The organism is Streptomyces sp. NBC_00667 (assembly GCF_036226825.1).
In the GTDB taxonomy this organism is placed as follows: Bacteria; Actinomycetota; Actinomycetes; order Streptomycetales; family Streptomycetaceae; genus Streptomyces.
In genome coordinates this window covers 4,625,586-4,647,607 of record NZ_CP109022.1, presented here as the reverse complement: position 1 = coordinate 4,647,607, position 22,022 = coordinate 4,625,586, and the positions used below count along the sequence as shown (strand labels likewise).

Sequence of the window (22,022 nt, the reverse complement as noted above, 5' to 3'; positions counted from 1 at the left end):
CTGCCGGCCTGTCGAGGGGCACATCCATGATCGAGGCAGTCGGCCTGACCAAGCGCTTCGGCGCCAAGACCGCCGTCGACCAGCTGTCCTTCCAGGTCAGGCCTGGTCACGTCACCGGATTCCTCGGACCCAACGGGTCGGGGAAGTCCACCACCATGCGCATGATCCTCGGGCTCGACCGGCCCACCGCCGGTCATGTGACGATCAACGGGCAGCCCTTCCGGGAGCTCGCGAACGCACAGCGGCACGTCGGCGCCCTGCTCGACGCGAAAGCCATGCACGGCGGCCGCCGGGCCCGCACCCACCTGCTGTCCATCGCCCAGCTCTCGGGCATCCCGGAGAAGCGGGTGGACGAGGTGCTGGCGGTCGTCGGCCTCCAGGACGCCGCCCGGCAGCGTACGAAGGGGTTCTCCCTCGGCATGGGCCAGCGGCTCGGCATCGCCACCGCCCTCCTCGGCGACCCCCAGGTGCTGCTCTTCGACGAGCCCGTCAACGGTCTCGACCCCGAGGGCATCCTCTGGGTCCGCAACCTCATGCGCCAGCTCGCCGCCGAGGGCCGCACCGTCTTCGTCTCCTCGCACCTGATGAGCGAGATGGCCCTGACCGCGGACCACCTGATAGTGATCGGGCGGGGCCGGCTGCTGGCCGACATGAGCACCCAGGAGTTCATCACCCACAACTCGGCCGGATTCGCTCGGGTGCGCGTGGCCGGGACCGGCCCCGATGGCCGGGACGCGTTCTCGGAGATCCTCCGCAAGGACGGCGCCCGCGTCCTCCAGGAGCCGGACGGCGCCCTGCGGGTGACGGGCCTGGAGCTGCCCCGGATCTCCGACCTGGCGCACGAGGGCGGCCTGCGGCTGTGGGAGCTGTCCCCCCACCGGGCCTCGCTGGAGGAGGCGTACATGCGGATGACCCGGTCCTCCGTCGAGTACACCTCCACCGAAGACCCCCGGGCCCAGCTGTGGGAGACGGACCCGCTGGCCCTGCCCGAGTGGGAGGAGGGCCCGGCGGCCCCCGAAGTCCCGCAGACGGGCTTCTTCGCGCCCCCGCCGCCCGCCGCGGGCGGCCCGGGGTTCCTCATGCCCAGCGAGCCCGGCGAGCTCGCCGCCTCCGTACAGAACAATCCCGAGGCTTCCAGATGAGCAGCGCACAGACCGACCCGACGACCCCCGCTGCGGCGGCCTACCTCTCGCCCATGGAGAGCCGGCGCCCGCACCTGGGGCACGCGCTGGCCTCGGAGTGGACCAAGCTCGTCTCGGTCCGCTCCACCCTGTGGACGCTCGGCTCGCTCGTGGTGGTCGTCGTCGGCATCGGCGTGGTCTTCATCGCCCAGACCACCTCGCGCGACTACACCAACATCCCCTTCACCACGCCGGCCCTCATCGGCATGTTCGTCGGGCAGCTCGCGGTGATGGTGCTCGGGGTGCTCACGATCACCTCCGAGCACGGCACGGGCCTGGTGCGCACCACCTTCACCGCCGCGCCCGACCGGCACCGGGTCCTCACCGCCAAGTACCTGGTCTTCGGCCTCACCGCCTTCCTCGCCAGCGCCGGTTCCGTCTTCGTGGTCGGCACGGCGGCGGCCATCGCCCACAACGGCCCCGCCGCGGGGAGCCACTCGGCGGGCGAATGGGCCGGGGCGCTCGCGGGGAGCTTCTACGTCACCCTGCTGGGGCTGCTCGCGCTGGCCGTCGGGGCGCTGGTGCGGCACTCGGCGGGCGCGATCGCCGTGATGATCGGCGTGGTGACGCTGCCGCCGGTGGCCGGGGCCATGCTCAGCATCTGGGAGGCCTCGGCGCCGCTGGGGCGGCTGGTGCTCCAGCACAACGCGCCGGTCGCTCTGATGCAGCTGTTCGGGATGCCGTCGGGCACCACGCCCACCGGCTCCCCGCAGGCGATGCCCGACGACCTGACGCAGATGGCGCTGATGCTGCTGGTGACGGGCGCCGCCATGGCGGCCTCGTTCGTGGTGGTCGGCCGCCGGGACGTGTGAGGAGCCCCCGCCGGGCCTACGGCCCGGCGCCTGTCCGGACGATCTCCGGGGCCCGGGAAGACCGCCCGGTCGGGACCTAGTACTTCGGCGCGTTCCTGGACCGCTGCACCCGTGAGGTGCGGCGGTCCTTCGCGTTCCAGCAGGCCTTGTGCCAGTGCCGGCGGTCGTCCACACCGCCGTACTCGGGCCAGGCCACCAGGTGCGGGGTGCCGGAGGGGATCTCCTGGTCGCAGCCGGGGCAGCGGTAGCGCTTGCCCGCCGCGCTCGCGCCGGCCACGTGCCGGACCTTCCACTCCTCGCCGAGGTACTCCTCGGTCTGCTCCAGACCGAACCGGTCCAGCCCTCCCGAACCGGACCCGGAACCGGACCCCGTACCCGAACGGTCGGCTGGATTCCCGCCGCCCCTGGGGCGGTTGTGGCGCGGTGACACGTATACCTCACGGATGGGCGGACGGCAGTGACTTTCTCCCAGACTACGCGCAGCGAGCCCGGGTACCCGCAGTGTGTCCGAGGACGGGGCTCGTTCACGGGCGCTGGCCTGACAATCCCAATAACTTTGGCGCCGGGCCGTGCCTTTGGCACGTGTCGGGCGTTGTTGCCATCAGACGTTGATGTCATGAACGGCGGAGAGCCGGTCCACCTGGGGAGGCCGCGTCAGCCGCGAGGAGGTTGAGCGCGATGCGCGTAGGAGCGTTTGTAGTGGCGGCCCAGTTCCCGGGCCAGGGGCCGGGGGAAGCGCTGCACCGGGCGGTGCGGACCGCGGAGGTCGCCGAGGAGGCCGGGCTGGACGCGGTCTGGCTCGCCGAGCACCATTTCGTGCCGTACGGGGTCTGCCCCTCCGCCGTGACCCTGGCGGCCCTGCTGCTCGGGCGGACCCGGCGGCTGCGCGTGGGCACCGCCGTGAGCGTGCTGCCGAACTCGCACCCCGTGGCCGTGGGCGAGCAGGCGGCCCTGCTGCACCTGACCTCGGGCGGCCGCTTCACGCTCGGCGTGGGCCGGGGCGGCCCCTGGGTCGACCTGGAGGTGTTCGGCGGCGGCTTGGACGCCTACGAGACCGGTTTCCCGGAAGCCCTGGACCTGCTGCGGCGCTGGCTGACCGAGGCGCGCGTGGGAGCGGCGGGCGAGCGGTACGGCTTCCGCGAGGTGGCCGTCGTACCGCGCCCCTCGGAGGCGCTCGACGGTGACGGGAAGGGGCCGGAAGTGATCGTCGCCTGCACCTCCCCGGCGTCGGTACGGCTGGCCGCGGAGCGGGGTCTGCCGATGCTGCTGGGCATGCACTGCGGGGACGAGGACAAGGCGGACATGGTCGCCCTGTGGCGGCGCACCGCACTGGCGGCCGGGCACGCGCCGGAGGCCGCCCACGTGTCGGCCGGGGTCTGCCAGCTCGCCGACCGCACGGCGGACGCGCGGGAAACGCTGGTGAAGGCGATGCCGGGCTGGCTGCGCCAGGGCCTGGACGCACACGTGACGGTGGACGGCCGGCAGCGCGCGATGCGGGACCCGGTGGCCTACACGGAGCTGCTGTGCCGGCTGCACCCCGTCGGCACCCCGAAGTTCGCGGCGGACCGGCTCGCCGCAACCTCCGAACGCACGGGGATCACGCGCTTCGCCCTGCTCGCGGAGGGTTCCGGCGACCTCGCCGCGACGGAGGAGAACGTACGGCGCATCGGCGCCGAGGTCCTGCCCCGCCTCGGCTGAGACCCGGCTGCCGCTCCGGTACCCGTCGCACCTCCCGCGATCGGAGCGGCAGCTGAAAGTCCTAGCAGTCCCGCAGCTCCGGCGATTGGTTGAGCAGCTGGCCGCGGATCGAGGTGAACTTGGCGAGCCGGTCGTCCACCGCCGGGTCCAGCGGGAACACCGCTACCCGGTGGCAGTTCTGGAATGCCAGGCGCACCCCGAAGTGCCGCTGCAGGGCACCGCGTATCGCGTCACTCGCGAGCGCGCGCAGCAGCTGCCCGCGCGCCTGCTCGTCCGGCGGCGGCGTCTGGTTGTCGGCGAACTCTCCGCCTTCAACCTCCAGCTGGGCCACCAGCGAGCTGACCATCTCCCATGCGTAAGGCAGGGAGGTCCGGACGCAGTCGACGAAAGCGGCTTCGTCGACCTCGCCTCGCTCGGCCTGTTCGAGTAGGGCCGGTGAGACGTCGAGCGACATGGGTTCTCCTCTCGTGACCCCGGCCGTCTGGGTGTCCGGAGTCCTACGGGCAGGGAAGGCGGCCGCGACGCAGCGTGCACGCTCGACGACCACCCGCTCACCACGGTAGGCGCCCCCGGGTTGCCGCACCAGGAGAATGCGCATACAACGCGCCATCGACGAAGGGGGCTTTCACGGGCGAATCGCGTGGAGGCCCATCGGTCGAGTAGCGTTGCCGTCCATGCGTCTCGTCATTGCCCGCTGCTCCGTCGACTACGCGGGCCGGCTCACCGCCCATCTGCCCTCCGCACCCCGTCTGATCCTCGTGAAGGCCGACGGCAGTGTCTCGATCCACGCGGACGACCGGGCGTACAAACCGCTCAACTGGATGTCTCCCCCGTGCACCCTCAAGGAGGGGACCGGCGCCGAAGAGGGTGTCTGGACCGTCGTCAACAAGGCGGGCGAGAAGCTCATCATCACCATGGAGGAAGTGCTGCACGACTCCTCCCACGAGCTGGGCGTCGACCCGGGTCTGATCAAGGACGGCGTGGAAGCGCACCTCCAGGAGCTGCTCGCCGACCGCATCGACACGCTGGGCGACGGCTACACGCTGATCCGCCGCGAGTACATGACGGCGATCGGCCCCGTGGACATCCTGTGCCGTGACGCCTCGGGCGCGACCGTGGCCGTGGAGATCAAGCGGCGCGGCGAGATCGACGGCGTGGAACAGCTCACCCGGTACCTCGAACTCCTCAACCGCGACCCGCACCTCGCGCCGGTCCGCGGCGTCTTCGCCGCGCAGGAGATCAAGCCGCAGGCCCGCGTACTGGCGACGGACCGCGGCATGGACTGCGTGGTGCTGGACTACAACGCGATGCGCGGCATCGAGGACGACAAGCTCCGCCTCTTCTGAGCCGCGGCCGGCGTCCTCACCCCGTGGACGACGGGGCCGTCCCGGAGGCGGACCCGGTCGCGCCCGGCCCCGTCGGGGGATCCGTCGGCGGGGTCGTCTGCGGCGAGGCAGAGGTGGCCGGCGGGTCCGGGACGACGACCGGGGCCGTCGAGGTCGGTGCCGTGGTGCCCGGCGCCGGCGGTGAGGCCTTGCGCGTCGGCGTCCGGCCCTGCGACGTGGTCCGCGGGCCCGGGGTGGTCCCTGGCCGGGGCTCCGCCGCCGGTTCGCCCGCCCGGGGCGCTGCGGGGTCGTCGGACGCGGCCGCCGTCGGGCCGTCGGTGGCCGGCTCCGGCGCGGTGGCGGGGTCGCTGGCGCCGGTGCCGGTGCCGGTGCTCAGGTCCGTGTCAGGCGTCGAGGAGACCGCCGGGTCACTCGGCGTCCGCCCGTCCGGTCCGGAGACCGCCAGACCGACGACGGTCCCGATCACGGCCACGGCCAGGGCTCCGGCCGCGGCGAGGAACGCCGTCCTGCGCCGGGAGTCGGGCTCCCCCGCGGAAGGCCGCACCACCCCCGGCACCGGGACCGTGACCGGCTCCTGCTTCGCCACGGGCGGGAAGGCGTCCTCGAACACCTCCGAGAAGGCCGACGGCGCCGTCGCAGCCCCGGGCCGCCGGACCGCCGGCACCACCTGGGTCACGGCGTCCGCCCCGACGGGGGGAACGAGGGGGCGGGCGAGGGGATTGGTCACGGGCCCGGCCGTCACCGGGGGCGCGGCAGGGGCCGCCGGAGCCTCCAGACGCAGCGGGGGCGACACTTCCACCTCCGCCGCCTCGCGGTCCGTGACCAGGGCCAGCGCCCGCCGCCCCGCGACGGTCCCGCGCTTGTCCGCGAGAGCGCCCCGCAGCCCGATCGAAGCCTCCAGCTCGGCGCGCGACCGCTCCAGCCGCCCCTCGCACAGCGCGAGCACGCCCAGCTCGTGGTGGAAGTAGGCCTGTTCCGCGACCTCCCCCGCCTTGCGGGCGGCCTCCGCGCCCGAGCGCAGCACCCGCTCCCACGCCTCCCAGTGCAAGGACGCCGCCAGGGCCGGGGCCGCGGTCCGGGCCAGCATGACGGCGGCCACCACGTCGGCGCCCGCGAGCGCCGCCAGCACCGCGTCCGCCTCGGCCGCGACCCGCTCGGGCGTCACCGAGGCGTGCCCGGTCCACCAGGCGTAGTGCCGGGCGGCGGTGCGGGCCTCCTCGGCCGCGCTGTCCCCGTACCCGGCCTCCTCCAGCTGCCGGGCGACCCCGGCGGAGAGCCGGTAGCGCGGGCCGACGGGGGTCAGCAGCCCGCAGTCCAGCAGTTCCGCGACCGCCGCGTCGGCGTGGGTGTCCCCGACCAGCGCCGGCAGGTGCGCGTGGTGCGGCATCTCCCCGCCGAGCGCGCACGCGATCCGCAGGGCGGCCCGCGCCGACTCGCTCACCCGTGAGGCCAGCAGTTCCGCCGGCGCCGCGGCTTCGGCCAGTGTCGGCAGCGGTACGTGGGCGGATTCGCGCGGCCGGCCCTCGAAGACGCCGGGCTCGTCCTCCTCGTCGGGCGCGTCGCGGTGGTTCAGCTCGTCCCGGCGGCGCAGCAGCGCGGCCGCCTGCACGAAGCGCAGGGGCAGCCCCTCGGAGGCGAACCGCAGGTCCCCCGCCCAGGCCGTCTCCTCCTCCGTCAGGGGCCGTCCGGTGAGGGCTTCCAGCAGCCGGACGCATTCGCCCCGGCCGAGGCCCCCGAGGAAGACCTCCTCCAGGTGCGCGTGCGCGGACGGGGCGTTGGTGTCGGGGGTGGCGGCCAGCAGGTACGCGCACTCGGGAGTGGCCCGCAGGAGTTCGTCGAGGGCGGCTCCGCCCAGCTCCAGGTCGTCCACGAGGACGATCGCGCCGACGTCCCGGACCCGCGCGAGGAGTTCCGCCCGGTCGGGCCGTTCGCCGGTGGTCCCGTACACGGCCGCGTGGAGGGCGTACAGCAGCTCCTGCGGCTGCTGCCGGCCGAAGCCGCTGAGCCGGACCACCCCGTCGGGCGCGAGGCCCGCGCACACGGCGGCAACGGAGTCGAGCAGCGCGGAACGGCCCGACCCGGCCGGTCCGGTCAGCCGTACGGAGCGGCCGCGGCCCAGCAGCCGCTCCAGGCGCTCCCGCTCCTCCTCGCGCTGGAGCAGGGGGCGGAGGGGGGCGGTGGAACCGGGGAGGGCGGGCGGCCGGCCGGCGGCCTCCCAGGCGGCCCGGGAGGCCGGGTCCCGCTTGGCGGGGCGGTGCGTCCGGGTGCCGGGCCGCAGGGGTTCTATCTCGCTGCCGTCGACGGGGTTGACGGTGAGGGTGAAGTCCCCCGTGGTCAGTGTGACGACGCGCGTGACACCGCCGGTGGGGGTGGCGGCCGCCGCTCCCGCGGACCCGGACCCCTTGGAACCGGGTCCCGAGCCGGCAGGGCCCGCGGAGCCCGCGGCCCGGAGTACCGGGTCCCCGCCGGGCTGCCCCTGCGTACCGTCCATGACCAAGTCCCCCGATCGCGTCGCGTGCTGCGCCGCTGCCGCCGTCGTACCGCCCGGCCTTCGCACGCACTCGCCGCTGTCGCTACTGGTCCGGTTTCCGCCCGGAGCCTAGACCGTGGCCGGGCGCGCGGGGAACCGTCAGAGGGCCTTCACCACCGGAACGTTACGTTTCCGCAGGAAAGAACGGCCCTCGCGTCACACCCGCGGCAGGGATTCCGCTTCCAGTCCGCCCTCGATGGCGAGGATCCGGTGGAGCCGGGTCGCCACGAGCAGCCGCTGCATCTGCGCGGGCACCCCGCGCAGCACGAGACGGCGCCCGGAGCGGCCCGCCCGCCGGTGGGCGCCCATGATGACGCCGAGTCCGGTCGCGTCCCAGGAGTCGAGCCCGGTGAGGTCGAGCACGAGGTCGCCGTGGCCGCGATCGAGGGCCGTGTGGAGGGCCGAACGGGCGTCCGCCGCGCTGCGCACGTCGAGGCGACCCCCGACAACGAGTTCGGCGTGGTCGCCCCTGATGTGCATATGTGCTCCCGCAGTCCCGCGTACGTGCCGCGTACGTATGGTCCGACTGGTCCGTGGTCGGCAACTCTCACTGGAACTGACTGCCCCGGGGGCAGGGAAGTTGCCGACTGTGAGCGAACCGATACTCTCATTCACACCAACGGGTGAAGGCGTTCGAAGGATGCGCTCAGTGCTTGTAGAAGCCCTGCCCGCTCTTGCGGCCGAAGTCGCCCGCGTCCACCATCCGGCGCATCAGCTCCGGCGGCGCGAACTTCTCGTCCTGCGACTCGGTGTAGATGTTGCTGGTGGCGTGCAGCAGGATGTCCACGCCCGTGAGGTCTGCGGTGGCCAGCGGCCCCATGGCGTGCCCGAAGCCCAGCTTGCAGGCGATGTCGATGTCCTCGGCGGTGGCGACGCCCGATTCGTAGAGCTTGGCGGCCTCGACCACCAGCGCGGAGATCAGACGGGTCGTCACGAAGCCGGCCACGTCGCGGTTGACGACGATGCAGGTCTTGCCGACGGACTCGGCGAACGCGCGCGTGGTGGCGAGGGTCTCGTCGCTGGTCTTGTAGCCGCGCACCAGCTCGCACAGCTGCATCATCGGGACGGGCGAGAAGAAGTGGGCGCCGACGACCCGCTCCGGGCGCTCCGTCACCGCGGCGATCTTGGTGATCGGGATGGCGGAGGTGTTGGACGCCAGGATCGCGTCGTCGCGCACCAGCTTGTCGAGGGCGCGGAAGATCTCGTGCTTGACTTCGAGCTTCTCGAAGACGGCCTCGACGACGATGTCCGCGTCCGCGACCGCGTCGAGGTCGGTGGTCGTGGTGATCCGGGCGAGCGCAGCCTCGGCGTCCTCGGCCGTCAGCTTGCCCTTGGAGACGAACTTGTCGTACGAGGCCTTGATCCCGTCCGTGCCGCGGGTCAGCGCGGCATCGGTGACATCGCGCAAGACGACGTCCCATCCCGCCTGAGCGGAGACCTGAGCGATCCCGGAACCCATGAGTCCGGCACCGATGACGGCGAGCTTCCCAGCCACTGCACACCCCTCGTTCTCGCTACGGCCCAGTCTCGTAGCCTCTCCGGCGGAGACTAGCGTCCGTGAGGGACGGTGTGACCGCGAAGTAACACGCGTCACGTCTCAGATGACGGACATCACACTGGTACGGCCCATCAGTGCGGCGGGGGAACGCAGTTGACGCTTGGGCACCTTTGTCCGGGAACGCGCCTTCCTCCCCCCGGGCCCGCACTCCGCCGTGTCACTACGCTGGACCCATGGTGAACCTCACGCGCATCTACACCCGCACCGGCGACAAGGGCACGACGGCCCTCGGCGACATGAGCCGCACGCACAAGACGGACCTGCGGATCTCCGCGTACGCCGACGCCAACGAGGCCAACGCGGCCATCGGGACGGCCATCGCCCTCGGCGGCCTGTCCGGCGACGTGGTGGAGGTCCTCGTCCGGGTGCAGAACGACCTGTTCGACGTGGGGGCCGATCTGTCCACCCCGGTCGTCGAGAACCCGCAGTACCCTCCACTGCGCGTCGAGCAGTTCTACATCGACAAGCTGGAGGCGGACTGCGACCGCTTCAACGAGCAGCTGGAGAAGCTGCGCAGCTTCATCCTCCCGGGCGGCACCCCCGGCGCGGCCCTCCTCCACCAGGCGTGCACGGTGGTCCGGCGCGCCGAGCGCTCGACGTGGGCGGCGCTGGAGGTGCACGGCGAGGTGATGAACCCCCTCACGGCGACCTACCTCAACCGCCTCTCGGACCTCCTGTTCATCCTGGCCCGCACGGCCAACAAGGAGGTCGGCGACGTCCTCTGGGTCCCGGGCGGGGACCGCTAGGGTCCGGCACGCCGCAGCGAAGGTCTGGACCTCTTGACGGTTGGTCCAGACCTTTCTACGCTCACCGCAACTGTGGTGAGCGTGCCATGACAAACAAGGCAGGCTCACGGGCGGCGCAGGTCCCACCCCCATGCCGAAGTCGGCCCCGCGACTTCGGCGGACCTACGGAGGACCACCTTGAGCACAGCACCCCCACCCCGTACCCGTCTGTTCAGGAGGCTCGCCGCCACGGTGGCCGCCTTCGCCCTGCCGGCCGCGGGACTCGTGGCCCTGGCCGGTCCCGCCGAGGCCGCCGGCTCCGCGACCGCGACGTACACGAAGGTCTCCGACTGGGGCTCCGGCTTCGAGGGCAAGTGGACGGTGAAGAACACCGGCACCACCACCCTGACCAGCTGGACCGTGGAGTGGGACTACCCCTCCGGCACGACGGTCACCTCCGCCTGGGACGCCACCGTCACCGGCTCCGGCACCCACTGGACCGGCAAGAACGTCGGCTGGAACGGCACCCTCTCCCCCGGCGCGACCATCAGCTTCGGCTTCAACGGCGCCGGCCCCGGCGCCCCCTCCGGCTGCAAGATCAACGGTGCGTCATGCGACGGCGGCACGACCCCCGCCGACTCCCCGCCGTCGGCCCCCGGCACCCCCACCGCCAGCGGCGTCACCGACACCTCCCTGACCCTCGGCTGGAGCGCCGCCACCGACGACAAGGGCGTCAAGAACTACGACGTCTTGCGCGACGGAGCCAAGGTCGCGACGGTCACCGGCACCAGCTACACCGACTCCGGCCTGACCAAGGGCACCTCCTACAGCTACGCCGTGACGGCCCGCGACACCGCCGACCAGACCGGCCCCTCCTCCGGCGCCCTCTCCGTCACCACCACCGGCGGCGGCACCACACCCCCACCCACCGGCAGCACGGTCAAGCTCGGCTACTTCACCGACTGGGGCGTCTACCAGCGCAACTACCACGTGAAGAACCTGGTCACCTCCGGCACCGCCTCGAAGATCACGCACATCAACTACGCCTTCGGCAACGTCACCGGCGGCAAGTGCGCGATCGGCGACGCCTACGCCGACTACCAGAAGACGTACGACGCCGCGTCGAGCGTCGACGGCACCGCCGACACCTGGGACCAGCCCGTCGCCGGCAACATCAACCAGCTGCGCGAGCTCAAGAAGAAGTACCCCGGCATCAAGGTGCTGTGGTCCTTCGGCGGCTGGACCTGGTCCGGCGGCTTCGGGCAGGCCGCCGCCAACCCGGCCGCCTTCGCCGACTCCTGCTACGGCCTGGTCGAGGACCCCCGCTGGGCGGACGTCTTCGACGGCATCGACATCGACTGGGAGTACCCGAACGCCTGCGGCCTGTCCTGCGACACCAGCGGCGCCGCCTCCCTCAAGAACCTGCTCTCCGCGCTCCGCGCCAAGTTCGGCGGCAGCAACCTGGTCACCGCCGCCATCTCCGCCGACGGCTCCAACGGCGGCAAGCTCGACCTCGCCGACTACGCGGGCGCGGCCCAGTACGTCGACTTCTACAACGTCATGACGTACGACTTCTTCGGCGCCTGGGACGCCAAGGGCCCGACCGCCCCGCACTCCCCGCTCACCTCCTACGCGGGCATCCCGATCGCCGGTTTCAACTCCGAAGCCGCCATCACCAAGCTCAAGGGCAAGGGCATCGCGGGCTCCAAGCTCAACCTGGGGATCGGCTTCTACGGACGCGGCTGGACCGGCGTCACGCAGGACGCCCCCGGCGGCGCAGCCACCGGTCCCGCCCCCGGCACGTACGAGCAGGGCATCGAGGACTACAAGGTGCTCAAGGGCAGCTGCCCGGCGACCGGCACCATCGCCGGCACCGCCTACGCGAAGTGCGGGAGCAACTGGTGGAGCTACGACACCCCCGCCACCATCGCCGGAAAGATGACCTGGACCAAGCAGCAGGGCCTGCGGGGCGCCTTCTTCTGGGAATTCAGCGGCGACACCGCGAACGGTGAGCTCGCGAACGCCATCCACACCGGTCTGCGGTAACCCCCGCCCACAGGACCGGTGAACGAACGGAGCCGGGGAGGAAGGGTCCGCCCCCTTCCTCCCCGGCTTCTCGTCAGGCCACGTTCACCCTCTGCCCCGGGGGCGCCGCCTCCAGCCAGGCCAGGAAACCGGTCAGCGCGTCGTCGCTCATCGCCAGCTCCAGGCGCGTCCCCCGGTGGGAACAGCCGAGCACGACGGCGTCGGACAGCAGCGCCAGCTCCTCCTCGCCCTCGGGGGCGCGACGGGCCAGCACCTCGATGGAGGAACGCTCCAGCAGCCGGCGCGGCCGCGGCGAGTAGCTGAACACCCGGAACCACTCGATCCGGTCACCGCTGTAGCGGGCCACCCCGTACACCCAGCCCTTGCCCGAGACGTCGGGCTCGTCGGCCACGCCCCAGCGCAGGCTGCAGTCGAAGGTCCCCCCGGACCGCTGGATGAGTCTGCGGCGCAGCCCGAAGACGAATAGCCCGATCACCACCAGGGCTACGACCAGGCCGCTCACAAGCAGAGCGAGGAGCATCTTCACCGACCTCCTCGCTCATCGAATACAGCACACGAAAAACTGATCCGCATCGCCTCAGCCGCGACCCGCTCTGGAAAATTCCAGACCGTGCCGCGGCTGAGGACGCACACTATTCGGTAAGGGGCTCAGTGCCCCGTCACCGCGCGCAGCCGGACATCGGCGCGACGCTCGGCGGCCGCATCGGCCTCCGCCTTCGCGCGCTCCAGTGCCCGCTCCGCCCGCTGGACGTCAATCTCGTCCGCGAGCTCGGCGATCTCGGCCAGCAGGGACAGCTTGTTGTCCGCGAACGAGATGAATCCGCCGTGCACCGCTACGACGACAGTGTTGCCCTCGCTGGTACGGATGGTCACCGGGCCCGATTCCAGCACACCGAGAAGCGGCTGGTGACCGGGCATGACGCCGATGTCGCCGGACGTGGTGCGCGCGACAACAAGGGTGGCCTCGCCGGACCAGACGTTGCGGTCCGCCGCGACCAGCTCGACGTGCAGCTCAGCAGCCAAGGTGGCTCCTCGGGTCACCACCCGGCGGGTCGGCCGGGTGTTGGGTCAAATTCTAATGGGCGTGGGGAGAGGGACGGGACGCACCCGCCCCTCTCCGGTCAGTCAGCGGCTCTGCTCACGAGGAGCGGGGCCTCAGGAGACGCCCAGCTCCTTGGCGTTGGCCTTGAGGTCCTCGATGCCACCGCACATGAAGAACGCCTGCTCGGGGAAGTGGTCGTAGTCACCGTCGCAGATCGCGTTGAACGCGGTGATCGACTCGTCGAGCGGAACGTCCGAACCGTCCACGCCGGTGAACTGCTTGGCGACGTGGGTGTTCTGCGACAGGAAGCGCTCGACGCGACGGGCACGGTGGACAACGAGCTTGTCCTCCTCGCCCAGCTCGTCGATACCGAGGATCGCGATGATGTCCTGGAGGTCCTTGTACTTCTGCAGGATCCCCTTGACACGCATGGCGGCCGCGTAGTGGTCCGCCGCGATGTACCGCGGGTCGAGGATGCGGGACGTCGAGTCCAGCGGGTCCACGGCCGGGTAGATGCCCTTCTCGGAGATCGGACGGGAGAGAACCGTCGTCGCGTCGAGGTGGGCGAAGGTGGTGGCCGGCGCCGGGTCGGTCAGGTCGTCCGCGGGGACGTAGATCGCCTGCATCGAGGTGATCGAGTGACCGCGGGTCGAGGTGATGCGCTCCTGCAGCAGACCCATCTCGTCAGCCAGGTTCGGCTGGTAACCCACCGCGGACGGCATGCGGCCGAGCAGCGTGGAGACCTCGGAACCGGCCTGGGTGTAACGGAAGATGTTGTCGATGAAGAAGAGCACGTCCTGCTTCTGAACATCGCGGAAGTACTCCGCCATGGTCAGACCGGCGAGCGCGACGCGCAGACGGGTGCCCGGGGGCTCGTCCATCTGGCCGAAGACGAGCGCCGTCTTGTCGATGACGCCCGAGTCGCCCATTTCCTCGATGAGGTCGTTGCCCTCACGGGTACGCTCACCGACGCCCGCGAAGACCGACACACCGTCGTGGTTGTTGGCGACGCGGTAGATCATTTCCTGGATCAGAACGGTCTTGCCGACACCGGCACCACCGAACAGACCGATCTTTCCACCCTTGACGTACGGGGTGAGGAGGTCGATGACCTTGACGCCGGTCTCGAACATCTCGGTCTTCGACTCGAGCTCGTCGAAGCTCGGCGCCTTGCGGTGGATCGGCCAGCGCTCGGTCACCTCGGAGTTGGCCTCCGGGTAGTTGAGCACCTCACCCAGGGTGTTGAACACCTTGCCCTTGGTGAAGTCGCCGACGGGGACGGTGATGCCCTCGCCCGTGTCGGTCACCGGGGCCTGGCGGACCAGACCGTCGGTGGGCTGCATGGAGATCGTGCGGACCAGGCCGTCACCCAGGTGCTGGGCGACTTCCAGGGTCAGCGTCTTGAGCTTGCCGTCCTCGGCCGGGTCGGCGACCTGGACCTTGAGGGCGTTGTAGATCTCGGGCATGGCGTCGACGGGGAACTCCACGTCGACGACCGGGCCGATGACCCGGGCGACGCGGCCCGTGGCAGCGGCCGTCACAGCGTTCTCGGTAGTCGTCGTCACTTACTTGTCACTCCCCGCGGTCGCGTCAGCCATGGCGCTCGCGCCACCGACGATCTCGCTGATTTCCTGGGTGATTTCGGCCTGGCGGGCCGCGTTGGCAAGCCGGGAGAGGCTCTTGATGAGGTCCCCGGCGTTGTCGGTGGCCGACTTCATCGCACGGCGGCGGGCGGCGTGCTCGGAAGCGGCCGACTGCAGCAGTGCGTTGTAGATGCGGCTCTCGACGTAGCGCGGCAGCAGGGCGTCGAGGACGTCCTCCGCCGACGGCTCGAACTCGAACAGCGGAAGGATCTCGCCCTTCGCGCCGGCCTCGTCCTGCGCCCCGGCGGAGGTCTCCGCGAGGCTGAGCGGCAGCATCCGGCCGTCCACGGCGTTCTGCGTCATCATCGACACGAATTCCGTGAAGACGATGTGCAGCTCGTCCACGCCGCCATCGGCCGTCTCCGTCTGGATGGCCTCGATCAGCGGCGCGGCGACGCGCTTGGCGTCCGCGTAGGCCGGGCTGTCGGTGAAGCCGGTCCACGAGTCCGCGATCTTGCGCTCGCGGAAGCCGTAGTAGGCGACACCCTTGCGGCCGACGATGTAGGCATCGACGTCCTTGCCCTCAGCGCGCAGCCGCTCGGTGAGCCGCTCCGCCTGCTTGATGGCGTTCGAGGAGTAGCCGCCGGCCAGACCGCGGTCGCTCGTGATGAGCAGGACCGCGGCGCGGGTCGGCGCCTCGACCTCGGTGGTCAGGGCGTGCTTGGTGTTCGAACCGGTCGCCACCGCGGTCACCGCACGGGTGAGCTCGGTCGCATACGGCATCGATGCCGCCACCTTGCGCTGCGCCTTGACGATGCGCGAGGCGGCGATCATCTCCATCGCCTTGGTGATCTTCTTGGTCGCCGTGACGGCACGGATGCGACGCTTGTAGACCCGGAGCTGCGCTCCCATGAGTCAGGTCCCTTCCGTCGTCACTTGGAGACGTTGACGGCCGGAGCGTCCTCGCCCAGGAGCTTGCCGTCAGACGTCTCGAACTGCTGCTTGAAGGCAGCGATGGCGTCCGCGATCGACGTCAGGGTGTCATCCGACATCTTGCCGCCCTCGGCGATCGAGGTGAGGAGGTCCTTGCGCTCGCGGCGCAGGTGCTCCAGCAGCTCGGACTCGAAGCGACGGATGTCGGCGACCGGGACGTCGTCCATCTTGCCGGTGGTGCCGGCCCAGACGGAGACGACCTGCTCCTCGACGGGCATCGGCTGGTACTGGCCCTGCTTGAGCAGCTCGACCATGCGCTTGCCGCGCTCCAGCGAAGCCTTCGACGCGGCGTCCAGGTCGGAACCGAAGGCGGCGAACGCCTCCAGCTCGCGGTACTGGGCGAGGTCGACGCGCAGACGGCCGGAGACCTGCTTCATGGCCTTGTGCTGCGCGGAACCACCGACGCGGGAGACCGAGATACCGACGTTCAGCGCCGGGCGCTGGCCCGCGTTGAACAGGTCGGACTCCAGGAAGCACTGGCCGTCGGTGATGGAGATGACGTTGGTCGGGATGAACGCCGACACGTCGTTCGCCTTGGTCTCGACGATCGGCAGACCGGTCATCGAACCGGCACCCATCTCGTCGGAGAGCTTCGCGCAGCGCTCCAGCAGACGCGAGTGCAGGTAGAAGACGTCACCCGGGTAGGCCTCACGGCCCGGCGGGCGGCGCAGCAGCAGCGAGACGGCGCGGTAGGCGTCGGCCTGCTTCGACAGGTCGTCGAAGATGATCAGGACGTGCTTGCCGGCGTACATCCAGTGCTGGCCGATGGCGGAGCCGGTGTACGGCGCCAGGTACTTGAAGCCGGCCGGGTCGGACGCCGGGGCGGCGACGATCGTCGTGTATTCGAGCGCGCCGGCCTCTTCCAGGGCGCCGCGAACGGACGCGATGGTCGAGCCCTTCTGGCCGATGGCGACGTAGATGCAGCGGACCTGCTTGTTCACGTCGCCCGAGCGCCAGTTGTCGCGCTGGTTGATGATCGTGTCGACGGCAAGAGCGGTCTTGCCGGTCTGACGGTCACCGATGATCAGCTGACGCTGGCCACGGCCGATCGGCACCATCGCGTCGACGGCCTTGTAGCCGGTCTGCATGGGCTCGTGCACCGACTTACGGACCATGACGCCCGGGGCCTGCAGCTCAAGGGCGCGGCGGCCCTCGGTCGCGATCTCGCCGAGGCCGTCGATCGGGTTGCCGAGCGGGTCGACAACGCGGCCGAGGTAGCCCTCGCCGACACCTACGGAGAGAACCTCACCGGTGCGCTGCACCGGCTGGCCCTCCTCGATACCGCTGAACTCGCCGAGGACGATCGCACCGATCTCGCGCTCCTCGAGGTTGAGGGCGAGACCGAGGGTGCCGTCCTCGAACTTCAGCAGCTCGTTCGCCATGGCGGAGGGCAGACCCTCCACCTTCGCGATGCCGTCGCCGGCAACGCTGACCGTTCCGACCTCCTCGCGCGAGGCCGCGTCCGGCTGGTACGACTGGACAAAGTTCTCCAGTGCGTCCCGGATCTCCTCCGGCCGGATCGTGAGCTCCGCCATCTGGGTTCCCTGCTCTCCTTGTTGGGCCTGAAGCTTCTTAGGGGTCTGGGGGCGACCCCCAGGAATCTTCTGCAAGTTCTGCACGGCCCAACCGGGCCGCTAGGAATGCGTTGTTCTATTGGTGGCTGGTCAGCCGGCCATGCGGCGGGACGCCTCTGCGAGGCGGTCCGCGATGGTGCCGTCGATGACCTCGTCGCCGACCCGCACCGAGATCCCGCCGAGGACCGCCGGGTCCACGTCGAGGTTCAGGTGCATCTGGCGGCCGTACAGCTTGGCCAGCACCGCGCCGAGACGCTGCTTCTGCGCGTCGCTGAGCGGAACCGCGCTGGTCACGGTGGCGACCATGCGGTTGCGGCGCTCGGCGGCGAGCGTGGAAAGGGACTCCAGTCCCGCTTCCAGGCTACGTCCACGCGGGTGGGTGGCGAGACGGATGACCAGACGCTCGGTGGTGGCGTTCACCTTGCCGCCGAGCAGACGGTGCAGCAGCTCGCTCTTGGCGGCGGCGGTGGCCGCCCGGTCGGTCAGCGCGGAGCGCAGCTCGGTGTTCGAGGAGACGATCCGGCCGAACCGGAACAGCTCGTCCTCGACGTTGTCGAGCGCACCCGCACGCTGGGCCGCCGTGAGGTCGGCGGTGGCCGCCAGTTCCTCCAGCGCGTCGACCAGGTCACGCGACTGCGACCAGCGGGACCGGGCCATGCCGGACACCAGGTCGAGGGTTTCCCCGCTCACCTGGCCTCCCAGCAGGCGGCCCACCAGCTCGGCCTTGGCCTCGCCGGGCTGCGCCGGGTCCGTGATGACCCGACGCAGCGAGACCTCACGGTCGAGCAGCGCGGTGACGGAGGCCAGCTCGCCGGCGAGCTCCACCGCGTCGACGGACGTGTTGTCCGTCAGCGCGTCGAGACGCTCACGCGCGGAGGCCAGCGCCTCGCGGCTCGCTCCGTTCATCGCGCGGCCTCGGCCTTCTCCTCAAGCTCGCTGAGGAAACGGTCGATCGTGCGGCTCTGCCGGGCGTGGTCCTCGAGGGACTCGCCGACGAGCTTTCCGGCCAGGTCGGTGGCGAGCTTGCCCACGTCCTGACGCAGCGACTGCGAGGCAGCCTTGCGGTCGGCCGCGATCTGGGCGTGGCCGGCAGCGATGATCTCCTCACGCTGCCGCTGGCCCTCTGCGCGCAGTTCTTCCTTGAGCGCAGTGCCCTGCTCCAGCGCTTCCTGGCGCAGGCGCGCGGCCTCGTGCCGGGCTTCGGCGAGCTGGGCCTTGTACTGCTCCAGCACGCTCTGGGCCTCGGTCTGAGCGGCCTCAGCCTTCTCGATACCGCCCTCGATGGCCTCGCGACGCTCGTCCAGAACCTTGTTGATGTTCGGGAGGAGCTTCTTCGCGAGGAAGCCGAAGACGATGACGAAGGCGATCAGACCGATGACGAGCTCGGGGATCGGCGGAACGAGCGGGTTTTCCGTCTCGGCCGCGAGAACCAGGAGGTTCACATCAGTGCCTTTCGTCTAATCGGACTAGTGGTCGCGGTTCGTCAGCTGTAGACGAACGGCATGACCAGACCGATGAGGGCGAGCGCCTCACAGAAGGCGAAGCCGAGGATCTGGTTGGCGCGGATCAGACCGGCAGCCTCGGGCTGACGGGCGAGAGCCTGCGTGCCGTTACCGAAGATGATGCCGACGCCGACGCCCGGGCCGATGGCCGCGAGGCCGTAACCGACGGAGCTGAGGGAACCGGTGACGCCTTCGGCGGCAGCAAGGATCTGGGACATGCCAGTTCTTCCTTCTCTTTCACGAACCGGTGGGGGTTGGCCACCGGACGACAAGGGGGTCTTGGGGAGTGGGCCGGACTCAGTGGTGCTCGGCGAGCGCGCCCTGGATGAAGCTGCAGGCCAGGAGGACGAAGACGTACGCCTGGACGGCCTGGATGAAGAGTTCGAAGGCCGTCATTACGATGACCATGATGAACGAGACGCCCGCGTAGGCGATCCCGATGCCGTTCAGCAGGTACCAGCTGGCGATGGTGAACAGCAGCAGCAGGGTGTGACCGGCGAACATGTTCGCGAACAGTCGGACCGCGTGGGTGAAGGGGCGGACCAGGACGTTCGAGAAGAACTCGATGACCATGACCAGCGGGAGGACGCCGCCGAGGCTCTTGTCGTAGCCCGTCAGGTTCTTGAGGCCGCCGACGAATCCGTGACGCTTGAACGTCACCGACATCCAGATGAAGTACACGATCGCAGCGAGGATCGCCGGGTAGGCGATGATCGCGGTCACCGGGAACTGGGCCACGGGGACGATCGACCAGACGTTCAGGATCCAGACGAAGAAGAACAGCGACACCATGAAGGGGACGTACTTCTCCCCCTCCTTCTTGCCCAGCGTCTCGTACACGATGCCGCGGCGCACGAAGTCATAACCGGATTCGGCGACCATCTGCATCTTGCCGGGGACGACCTTCGGCTTGCGGAAGGCGGCCCAGAAGAAAGCGACGATGACGATGCTGCCCAGAAGGGCCAGCAGCATCGGCTTGTTGAAGTACGCGTTGGTAAGGCCGGCTTCGCCCCACAGCGGCTCGAAGAGGAACGAGTGCAGGCCCGGGCCGGGGAAGCCACATCCTTCGAAGATGTGACAGTCGGTCTCGAAGGCGAGCACCTGCGTCGGGTCAGGACTCACCGCGGGCTCCTTCAGCGTGGCGCATGGGTACGGCAACCTCGTTGTGTCGGCGCGGCGCGCAGCCGCGGTTCGGCACTGGACTGGTGTAACGGATGTGGGGGCGGCGGTCAGGCATCGCGCCTCGCGATGGAACAGGCGTCAGCTCAGATGCCCGCGCCCGCAGTGCCGCAGTTTGAACCGGACGATAGCAGGATCTCGAACGCACACTTATCCCGGCCCTACCCCTCACGGCTTCGACCCCGGATTTCCGGGCTTGTCGCCCTTCGTGGACTCGGGTTCGACGTAGAGAATCTTGGCCTTCATGTGGGCGCGCGTCTGTGCACCGATCCACACGAGGGTGGTGGCCACAAGCGTGATGGCGAACGCCCGGGGGTGGAACAGCGTCGTGTTCTTGAACACGGCGAGAAAGACGAAGAGCAGCAGGATCTGGGCCGCGTAGAGCATGAGGCCCATCGCCTGGAACAAGTGCGGCAGTGATTTCGCCGTGCGCTGGAGAACCAGGAATCCGAGACCCATGAACACGATGACGAGCAGCGTCGCGACGACCGCTCCGACCGCACCCTTGCCACCGACGACCGCACCACTGATCGCGGCGGCTACAGCGCCGGCGACAGCCGTGGGTACGGCGGTTTGCAGGAGGGATCGGACGTCATCTGACCGCATGGCGGTTTGCTCCGCGTGGTGGTGGGGGCACGGACTCGTACGGGACTCGTACGGGGACGAGCGTAAGCCCGGTCCGAGGCAGCGCCTCGGGCCGTTGGACCGTCGCACTACGGTCCTTCGGCTCTGTCGCCGGGTTTAGTGAACGGTATCACAAAGTATTTGATGAGAGCTTTACCCGGTGGGTGTGCTGACTGTCACACATGAGGGCTAACGCGCCCGTGTGTGCAGGACAACGGGGCACCTTGTCTGGTAAAGGGCGTTCATGTCGGACATGCGTTCCGGGCGTCAGCGAGCCGATCCGGCCTTACGCCGGTCGGGGAAGCGCGAACGGGGGCCAATGGCGGTCGCCCCGTTGACGCCGGAGACTCCCGCGGCGATCGGCCTGGCCGGCTCCGGCTCGGTGCCCGAGGCGTCCAGCAGCGCCGCTTCCGCCGCCCGGTCCGCGTGCCGGTAGCGCGGCGGGACCAGGGCCTGCGCCCAGCGCGGGGCGCGGGGGGTGAAGCGCGGCAGGAGGAGCAGGACGAGGCCCAGGGCGCTCAGCCCCGCGATGCCGAGCACGATCCACATCGAGGTCGAGTGCACCGAGTAGGCCACCGCGCCGAAGGCGATCAGGCCCGACCAGAAGTACATGATCAGTACAGCGCGGCTGTGGGAGTGCCCGAGTTCCAGCAGCCGGTGGTGCAGGTGGCCGCGGTCGGCCGCGAAGGGCGACTGTCCGTTCCAGGTGCGCCGGACGATCGCCAGGAACAGGTCCGCCATCGGGATCGCGATGATCGTCAGCGGCAGCACCAGCGGGATGAAGACCGGCAGCATCGCGTGCGTCGCGTTGCGCTCACCACCCGCGAAGAGCTTCAGCGTGTCCGGGTCCACCTGCCCGGTGATGGAGATCGCGCCGGCGGCCAGCACCAGCCCGATCAGCATCGACCCCGAGTCGCCCATGAAGATCCGGGCGGGGTGCATGTTGTGCGGCAGGAAGCCCAGGCACATGCCCATCAGGATGGCGGCGAACAGCGTCGCGGGCGCCGCCGACTCGATCCCGTAGCCGAACCAGATCCGGTACGCGTACAGGAAGAACGCCGCGGCGGCGATGCACACGGTGCCGGCCGCCAGGCCGTCGAGGCCGTCCACGAAGTTCACCGCGTTGATGGTGAGCACCACGAGGGCCACCGTCAGCAGGTTGCCCTGCCACGGGGTGACCGAGACCGTGCCGATGAACGGCACCGGGATCCACAGGATCGTCAGACCCTGGATGACCATCACACCGGCGGCGATCATCTGGGCGCCGAGCTTGATCAGTGCGTCGATCTCGAACTTGTCGTCCAGCACGCCGATCAGCCAGATCAGCGCCGCACCGGACAGCAGCGCCCGGGGCTCGTTCGACCCCGTGAACACCCCGTTGAGGTTCTGCAGGTGATCGGCGACCAGCAGCCCCGCGCACAGGCCGCCGAACATCGCGATCCCGCCGAGACGCGGGGTCGGCTCCCGGTGCACGTCACGGGCGCGGATCTCCGGCATGGCCCCGACCGCGATCGCGAACTTCCGCACGGGCCCGGTCAGCAGGTAGGTCACCGCGACCGTGACGCAAAGCGTCAGCAGATATTCACGCACTGGCAGCCCCAGATGTATCGCCGGCCATCTCAGCCCCAC

General features: G+C 70.2%; 22 protein-coding genes. 6 read left to right on the top strand and 16 right to left on the bottom strand.

Annotated elements, in window-relative coordinates:
* Positions 1 to 26 precede the first annotated feature (26 nt).
* Positions 27 to 1,142, top strand: a complete 1,116-nt coding sequence (locus OHA81_RS21720) for an ABC transporter ATP-binding protein (RefSeq protein ID WP_329198361.1) — start codon at positions 27 to 29, stop codon at positions 1,140 to 1,142.
* On the top strand, positions 1,139 to 1,993 hold the full coding sequence (locus OHA81_RS21715) for an ABC transporter permease (RefSeq protein WP_329198359.1): 855 nt from the start codon (positions 1,139 to 1,141) through the stop codon (positions 1,991 to 1,993). The genes OHA81_RS21720 and OHA81_RS21715 overlap by 4 nt, the downstream gene beginning before the upstream one ends.
* Before the next feature lie 76 nt (positions 1,994 to 2,069).
* On the opposite strand, the gene OHA81_RS21710 is transcribed toward OHA81_RS21715, so the two are convergent.
* Positions 2,070 to 2,423, bottom strand: coding sequence for an ATP/GTP-binding protein (locus tag OHA81_RS21710; protein WP_329198357.1), 354 nt, complete (start codon positions 2,421 to 2,423; stop codon positions 2,070 to 2,072).
* Between the two features lie 248 nt (positions 2,424 to 2,671).
* On the opposite strand from OHA81_RS21710, the gene OHA81_RS21705 reads away from it, so the two are divergent.
* On the top strand, positions 2,672 to 3,691 hold the full coding sequence (locus OHA81_RS21705) for an LLM class flavin-dependent oxidoreductase (RefSeq protein WP_329198355.1): 1,020 nt from the start codon (positions 2,672 to 2,674) through the stop codon (positions 3,689 to 3,691).
* 61 nt (positions 3,692 to 3,752) lie between these two features.
* On the opposite strand, the gene OHA81_RS21700 is transcribed toward OHA81_RS21705, so the two are convergent.
* Positions 3,753 to 4,145: an SCO5389 family protein gene (locus OHA81_RS21700; RefSeq protein WP_136215131.1), complete on the bottom strand. Its 393-nt coding sequence runs from the start codon at positions 4,143 to 4,145 to the stop codon at positions 3,753 to 3,755.
* Positions 4,146 to 4,365: 220 nt separating this feature from the next.
* Between OHA81_RS21700 and nucS the strand changes: the two genes are divergently transcribed.
* Positions 4,366 to 5,037: an endonuclease NucS gene (nucS, locus tag OHA81_RS21695; protein ID WP_190183452.1), complete on the top strand. Its 672-nt coding sequence runs from the start codon at positions 4,366 to 4,368 to the stop codon at positions 5,035 to 5,037.
* A gap of 16 nt (positions 5,038 to 5,053) precedes the next feature.
* On the opposite strand, the gene OHA81_RS21690 is transcribed toward nucS, so the two are convergent.
* The 3 genes from OHA81_RS21690 to OHA81_RS21680 all read right to left on the bottom strand — a co-directional run bounded on the left by OHA81_RS21690 (position 5,054) and on the right by OHA81_RS21680 (position 9,062).
* A complete protein-coding gene (locus OHA81_RS21690) occupies positions 5,054 to 7,528 on the bottom strand; it encodes an ATP-binding protein (RefSeq protein ID WP_329198351.1) in 2,475 nt (824 codons plus the stop codon).
* A 195-nt stretch (positions 7,529 to 7,723) separates the two neighbouring features.
* Positions 7,724 to 8,047 (bottom strand): STAS domain-containing protein, encoded by a 324-nt coding sequence (locus OHA81_RS21685; RefSeq protein ID WP_329198349.1) that lies wholly within the window; start codon positions 8,045 to 8,047, stop codon positions 7,724 to 7,726.
* A 166-nt stretch (positions 8,048 to 8,213) separates the two neighbouring features.
* Positions 8,214 to 9,062, bottom strand: coding sequence for a 3-hydroxyacyl-CoA dehydrogenase family protein (locus OHA81_RS21680; protein ID WP_190183449.1), 849 nt, complete (start codon positions 9,060 to 9,062; stop codon positions 8,214 to 8,216).
* Positions 9,063 to 9,298: 236 nt separating this feature from the next.
* Here OHA81_RS21680 and OHA81_RS21675 point away from each other — a divergent pair, with 236 nt between their 5' ends.
* Both OHA81_RS21675 and OHA81_RS21670 read left to right on the top strand, forming a co-directional pair.
* The gene (locus OHA81_RS21675) at positions 9,299 to 9,871 is read left to right on the top strand and encodes a cob(I)yrinic acid a,c-diamide adenosyltransferase (protein WP_329198346.1); all 573 of its coding nucleotides are present in this window, start codon (positions 9,299 to 9,301) and stop codon (positions 9,869 to 9,871) included.
* Between the two features lie 177 nt (positions 9,872 to 10,048).
* The gene (locus OHA81_RS21670; protein ID WP_443056611.1) at positions 10,049 to 11,896 is read left to right on the top strand and encodes a glycosyl hydrolase family 18 protein; all 1,848 of its coding nucleotides are present in this window, start codon (positions 10,049 to 10,051) and stop codon (positions 11,894 to 11,896) included.
* A 73-nt stretch (positions 11,897 to 11,969) separates the two neighbouring features.
* Here OHA81_RS21670 and OHA81_RS21665 read toward each other — a convergent pair whose 3' ends face one another.
* The 11 genes from OHA81_RS21665 to OHA81_RS21615 form a co-directional block, all read right to left on the bottom strand.
* Entirely contained in the window at positions 11,970 to 12,416 is a 447-nt protein-coding gene (locus tag OHA81_RS21665) for a DUF2550 domain-containing protein (protein WP_329198344.1), read from the bottom strand.
* Positions 12,417 to 12,544: 128 nt separating this feature from the next.
* A complete protein-coding gene (locus tag OHA81_RS21660) occupies positions 12,545 to 12,919 on the bottom strand; it encodes a F0F1 ATP synthase subunit epsilon (RefSeq protein ID WP_329198342.1) in 375 nt (124 codons plus the stop codon).
* Positions 12,920 to 13,051: 132 nt separating this feature from the next.
* Positions 13,052 to 14,503 carry a F0F1 ATP synthase subunit beta gene (gene atpD, locus OHA81_RS21655; RefSeq protein WP_329198340.1) on the bottom strand — a complete coding sequence of 484 codons (1,452 nt, stop codon included), beginning with the start codon at positions 14,501 to 14,503 and terminating at the stop codon, positions 13,052 to 13,054.
* Entirely contained in the window at positions 14,504 to 15,433 is a 930-nt protein-coding gene (locus tag OHA81_RS21650) for a F0F1 ATP synthase subunit gamma (RefSeq protein ID WP_329198338.1), read from the bottom strand. It lies immediately after the preceding gene.
* Positions 15,434 to 15,453: 20 nt separating this feature from the next.
* Positions 15,454 to 17,049 carry a F0F1 ATP synthase subunit alpha gene (gene atpA / locus OHA81_RS21645; RefSeq protein WP_136224962.1) on the bottom strand — a complete coding sequence of 532 codons (1,596 nt, stop codon included), beginning with the start codon at positions 17,047 to 17,049 and terminating at the stop codon, positions 15,454 to 15,456.
* 129 nt (positions 17,050 to 17,178) lie between these two features.
* Entirely contained in the window at positions 17,179 to 17,994 is an 816-nt protein-coding gene (locus tag OHA81_RS21640) for a F0F1 ATP synthase subunit delta (protein WP_329198334.1), read from the bottom strand.
* On the bottom strand, positions 17,991 to 18,530 hold the full coding sequence (locus tag OHA81_RS21635) for a F0F1 ATP synthase subunit B (RefSeq protein WP_329198332.1): 540 nt from the start codon (positions 18,528 to 18,530) through the stop codon (positions 17,991 to 17,993). The genes OHA81_RS21640 and OHA81_RS21635 overlap by 4 nt, the downstream gene beginning before the upstream one ends.
* A gap of 41 nt (positions 18,531 to 18,571) precedes the next feature.
* Positions 18,572 to 18,808 carry an ATP synthase subunit C gene (locus OHA81_RS21630; RefSeq protein ID WP_030295275.1) on the bottom strand — a complete coding sequence of 79 codons (237 nt, stop codon included), beginning with the start codon at positions 18,806 to 18,808 and terminating at the stop codon, positions 18,572 to 18,574.
* Positions 18,809 to 18,887: 79 nt separating this feature from the next.
* Positions 18,888 to 19,727 (bottom strand): F0F1 ATP synthase subunit A, encoded by an 840-nt coding sequence (atpB, locus tag OHA81_RS21625; protein ID WP_329202448.1) that lies wholly within the window; start codon positions 19,725 to 19,727, stop codon positions 18,888 to 18,890.
* Between the two features lie 210 nt (positions 19,728 to 19,937).
* Complete coding sequence (locus OHA81_RS21620) at positions 19,938 to 20,375, bottom strand: hypothetical protein (protein WP_329198329.1); 438 nt, start codon at positions 20,373 to 20,375, stop codon at positions 19,938 to 19,940.
* Between the two features lie 285 nt (positions 20,376 to 20,660).
* Complete coding sequence (locus OHA81_RS21615) at positions 20,661 to 21,995, bottom strand: MraY family glycosyltransferase (protein WP_329202446.1); 1,335 nt, start codon at positions 21,993 to 21,995, stop codon at positions 20,661 to 20,663.
* Between the last annotated feature and the right edge of the window lie 27 nt (positions 21,996 to 22,022).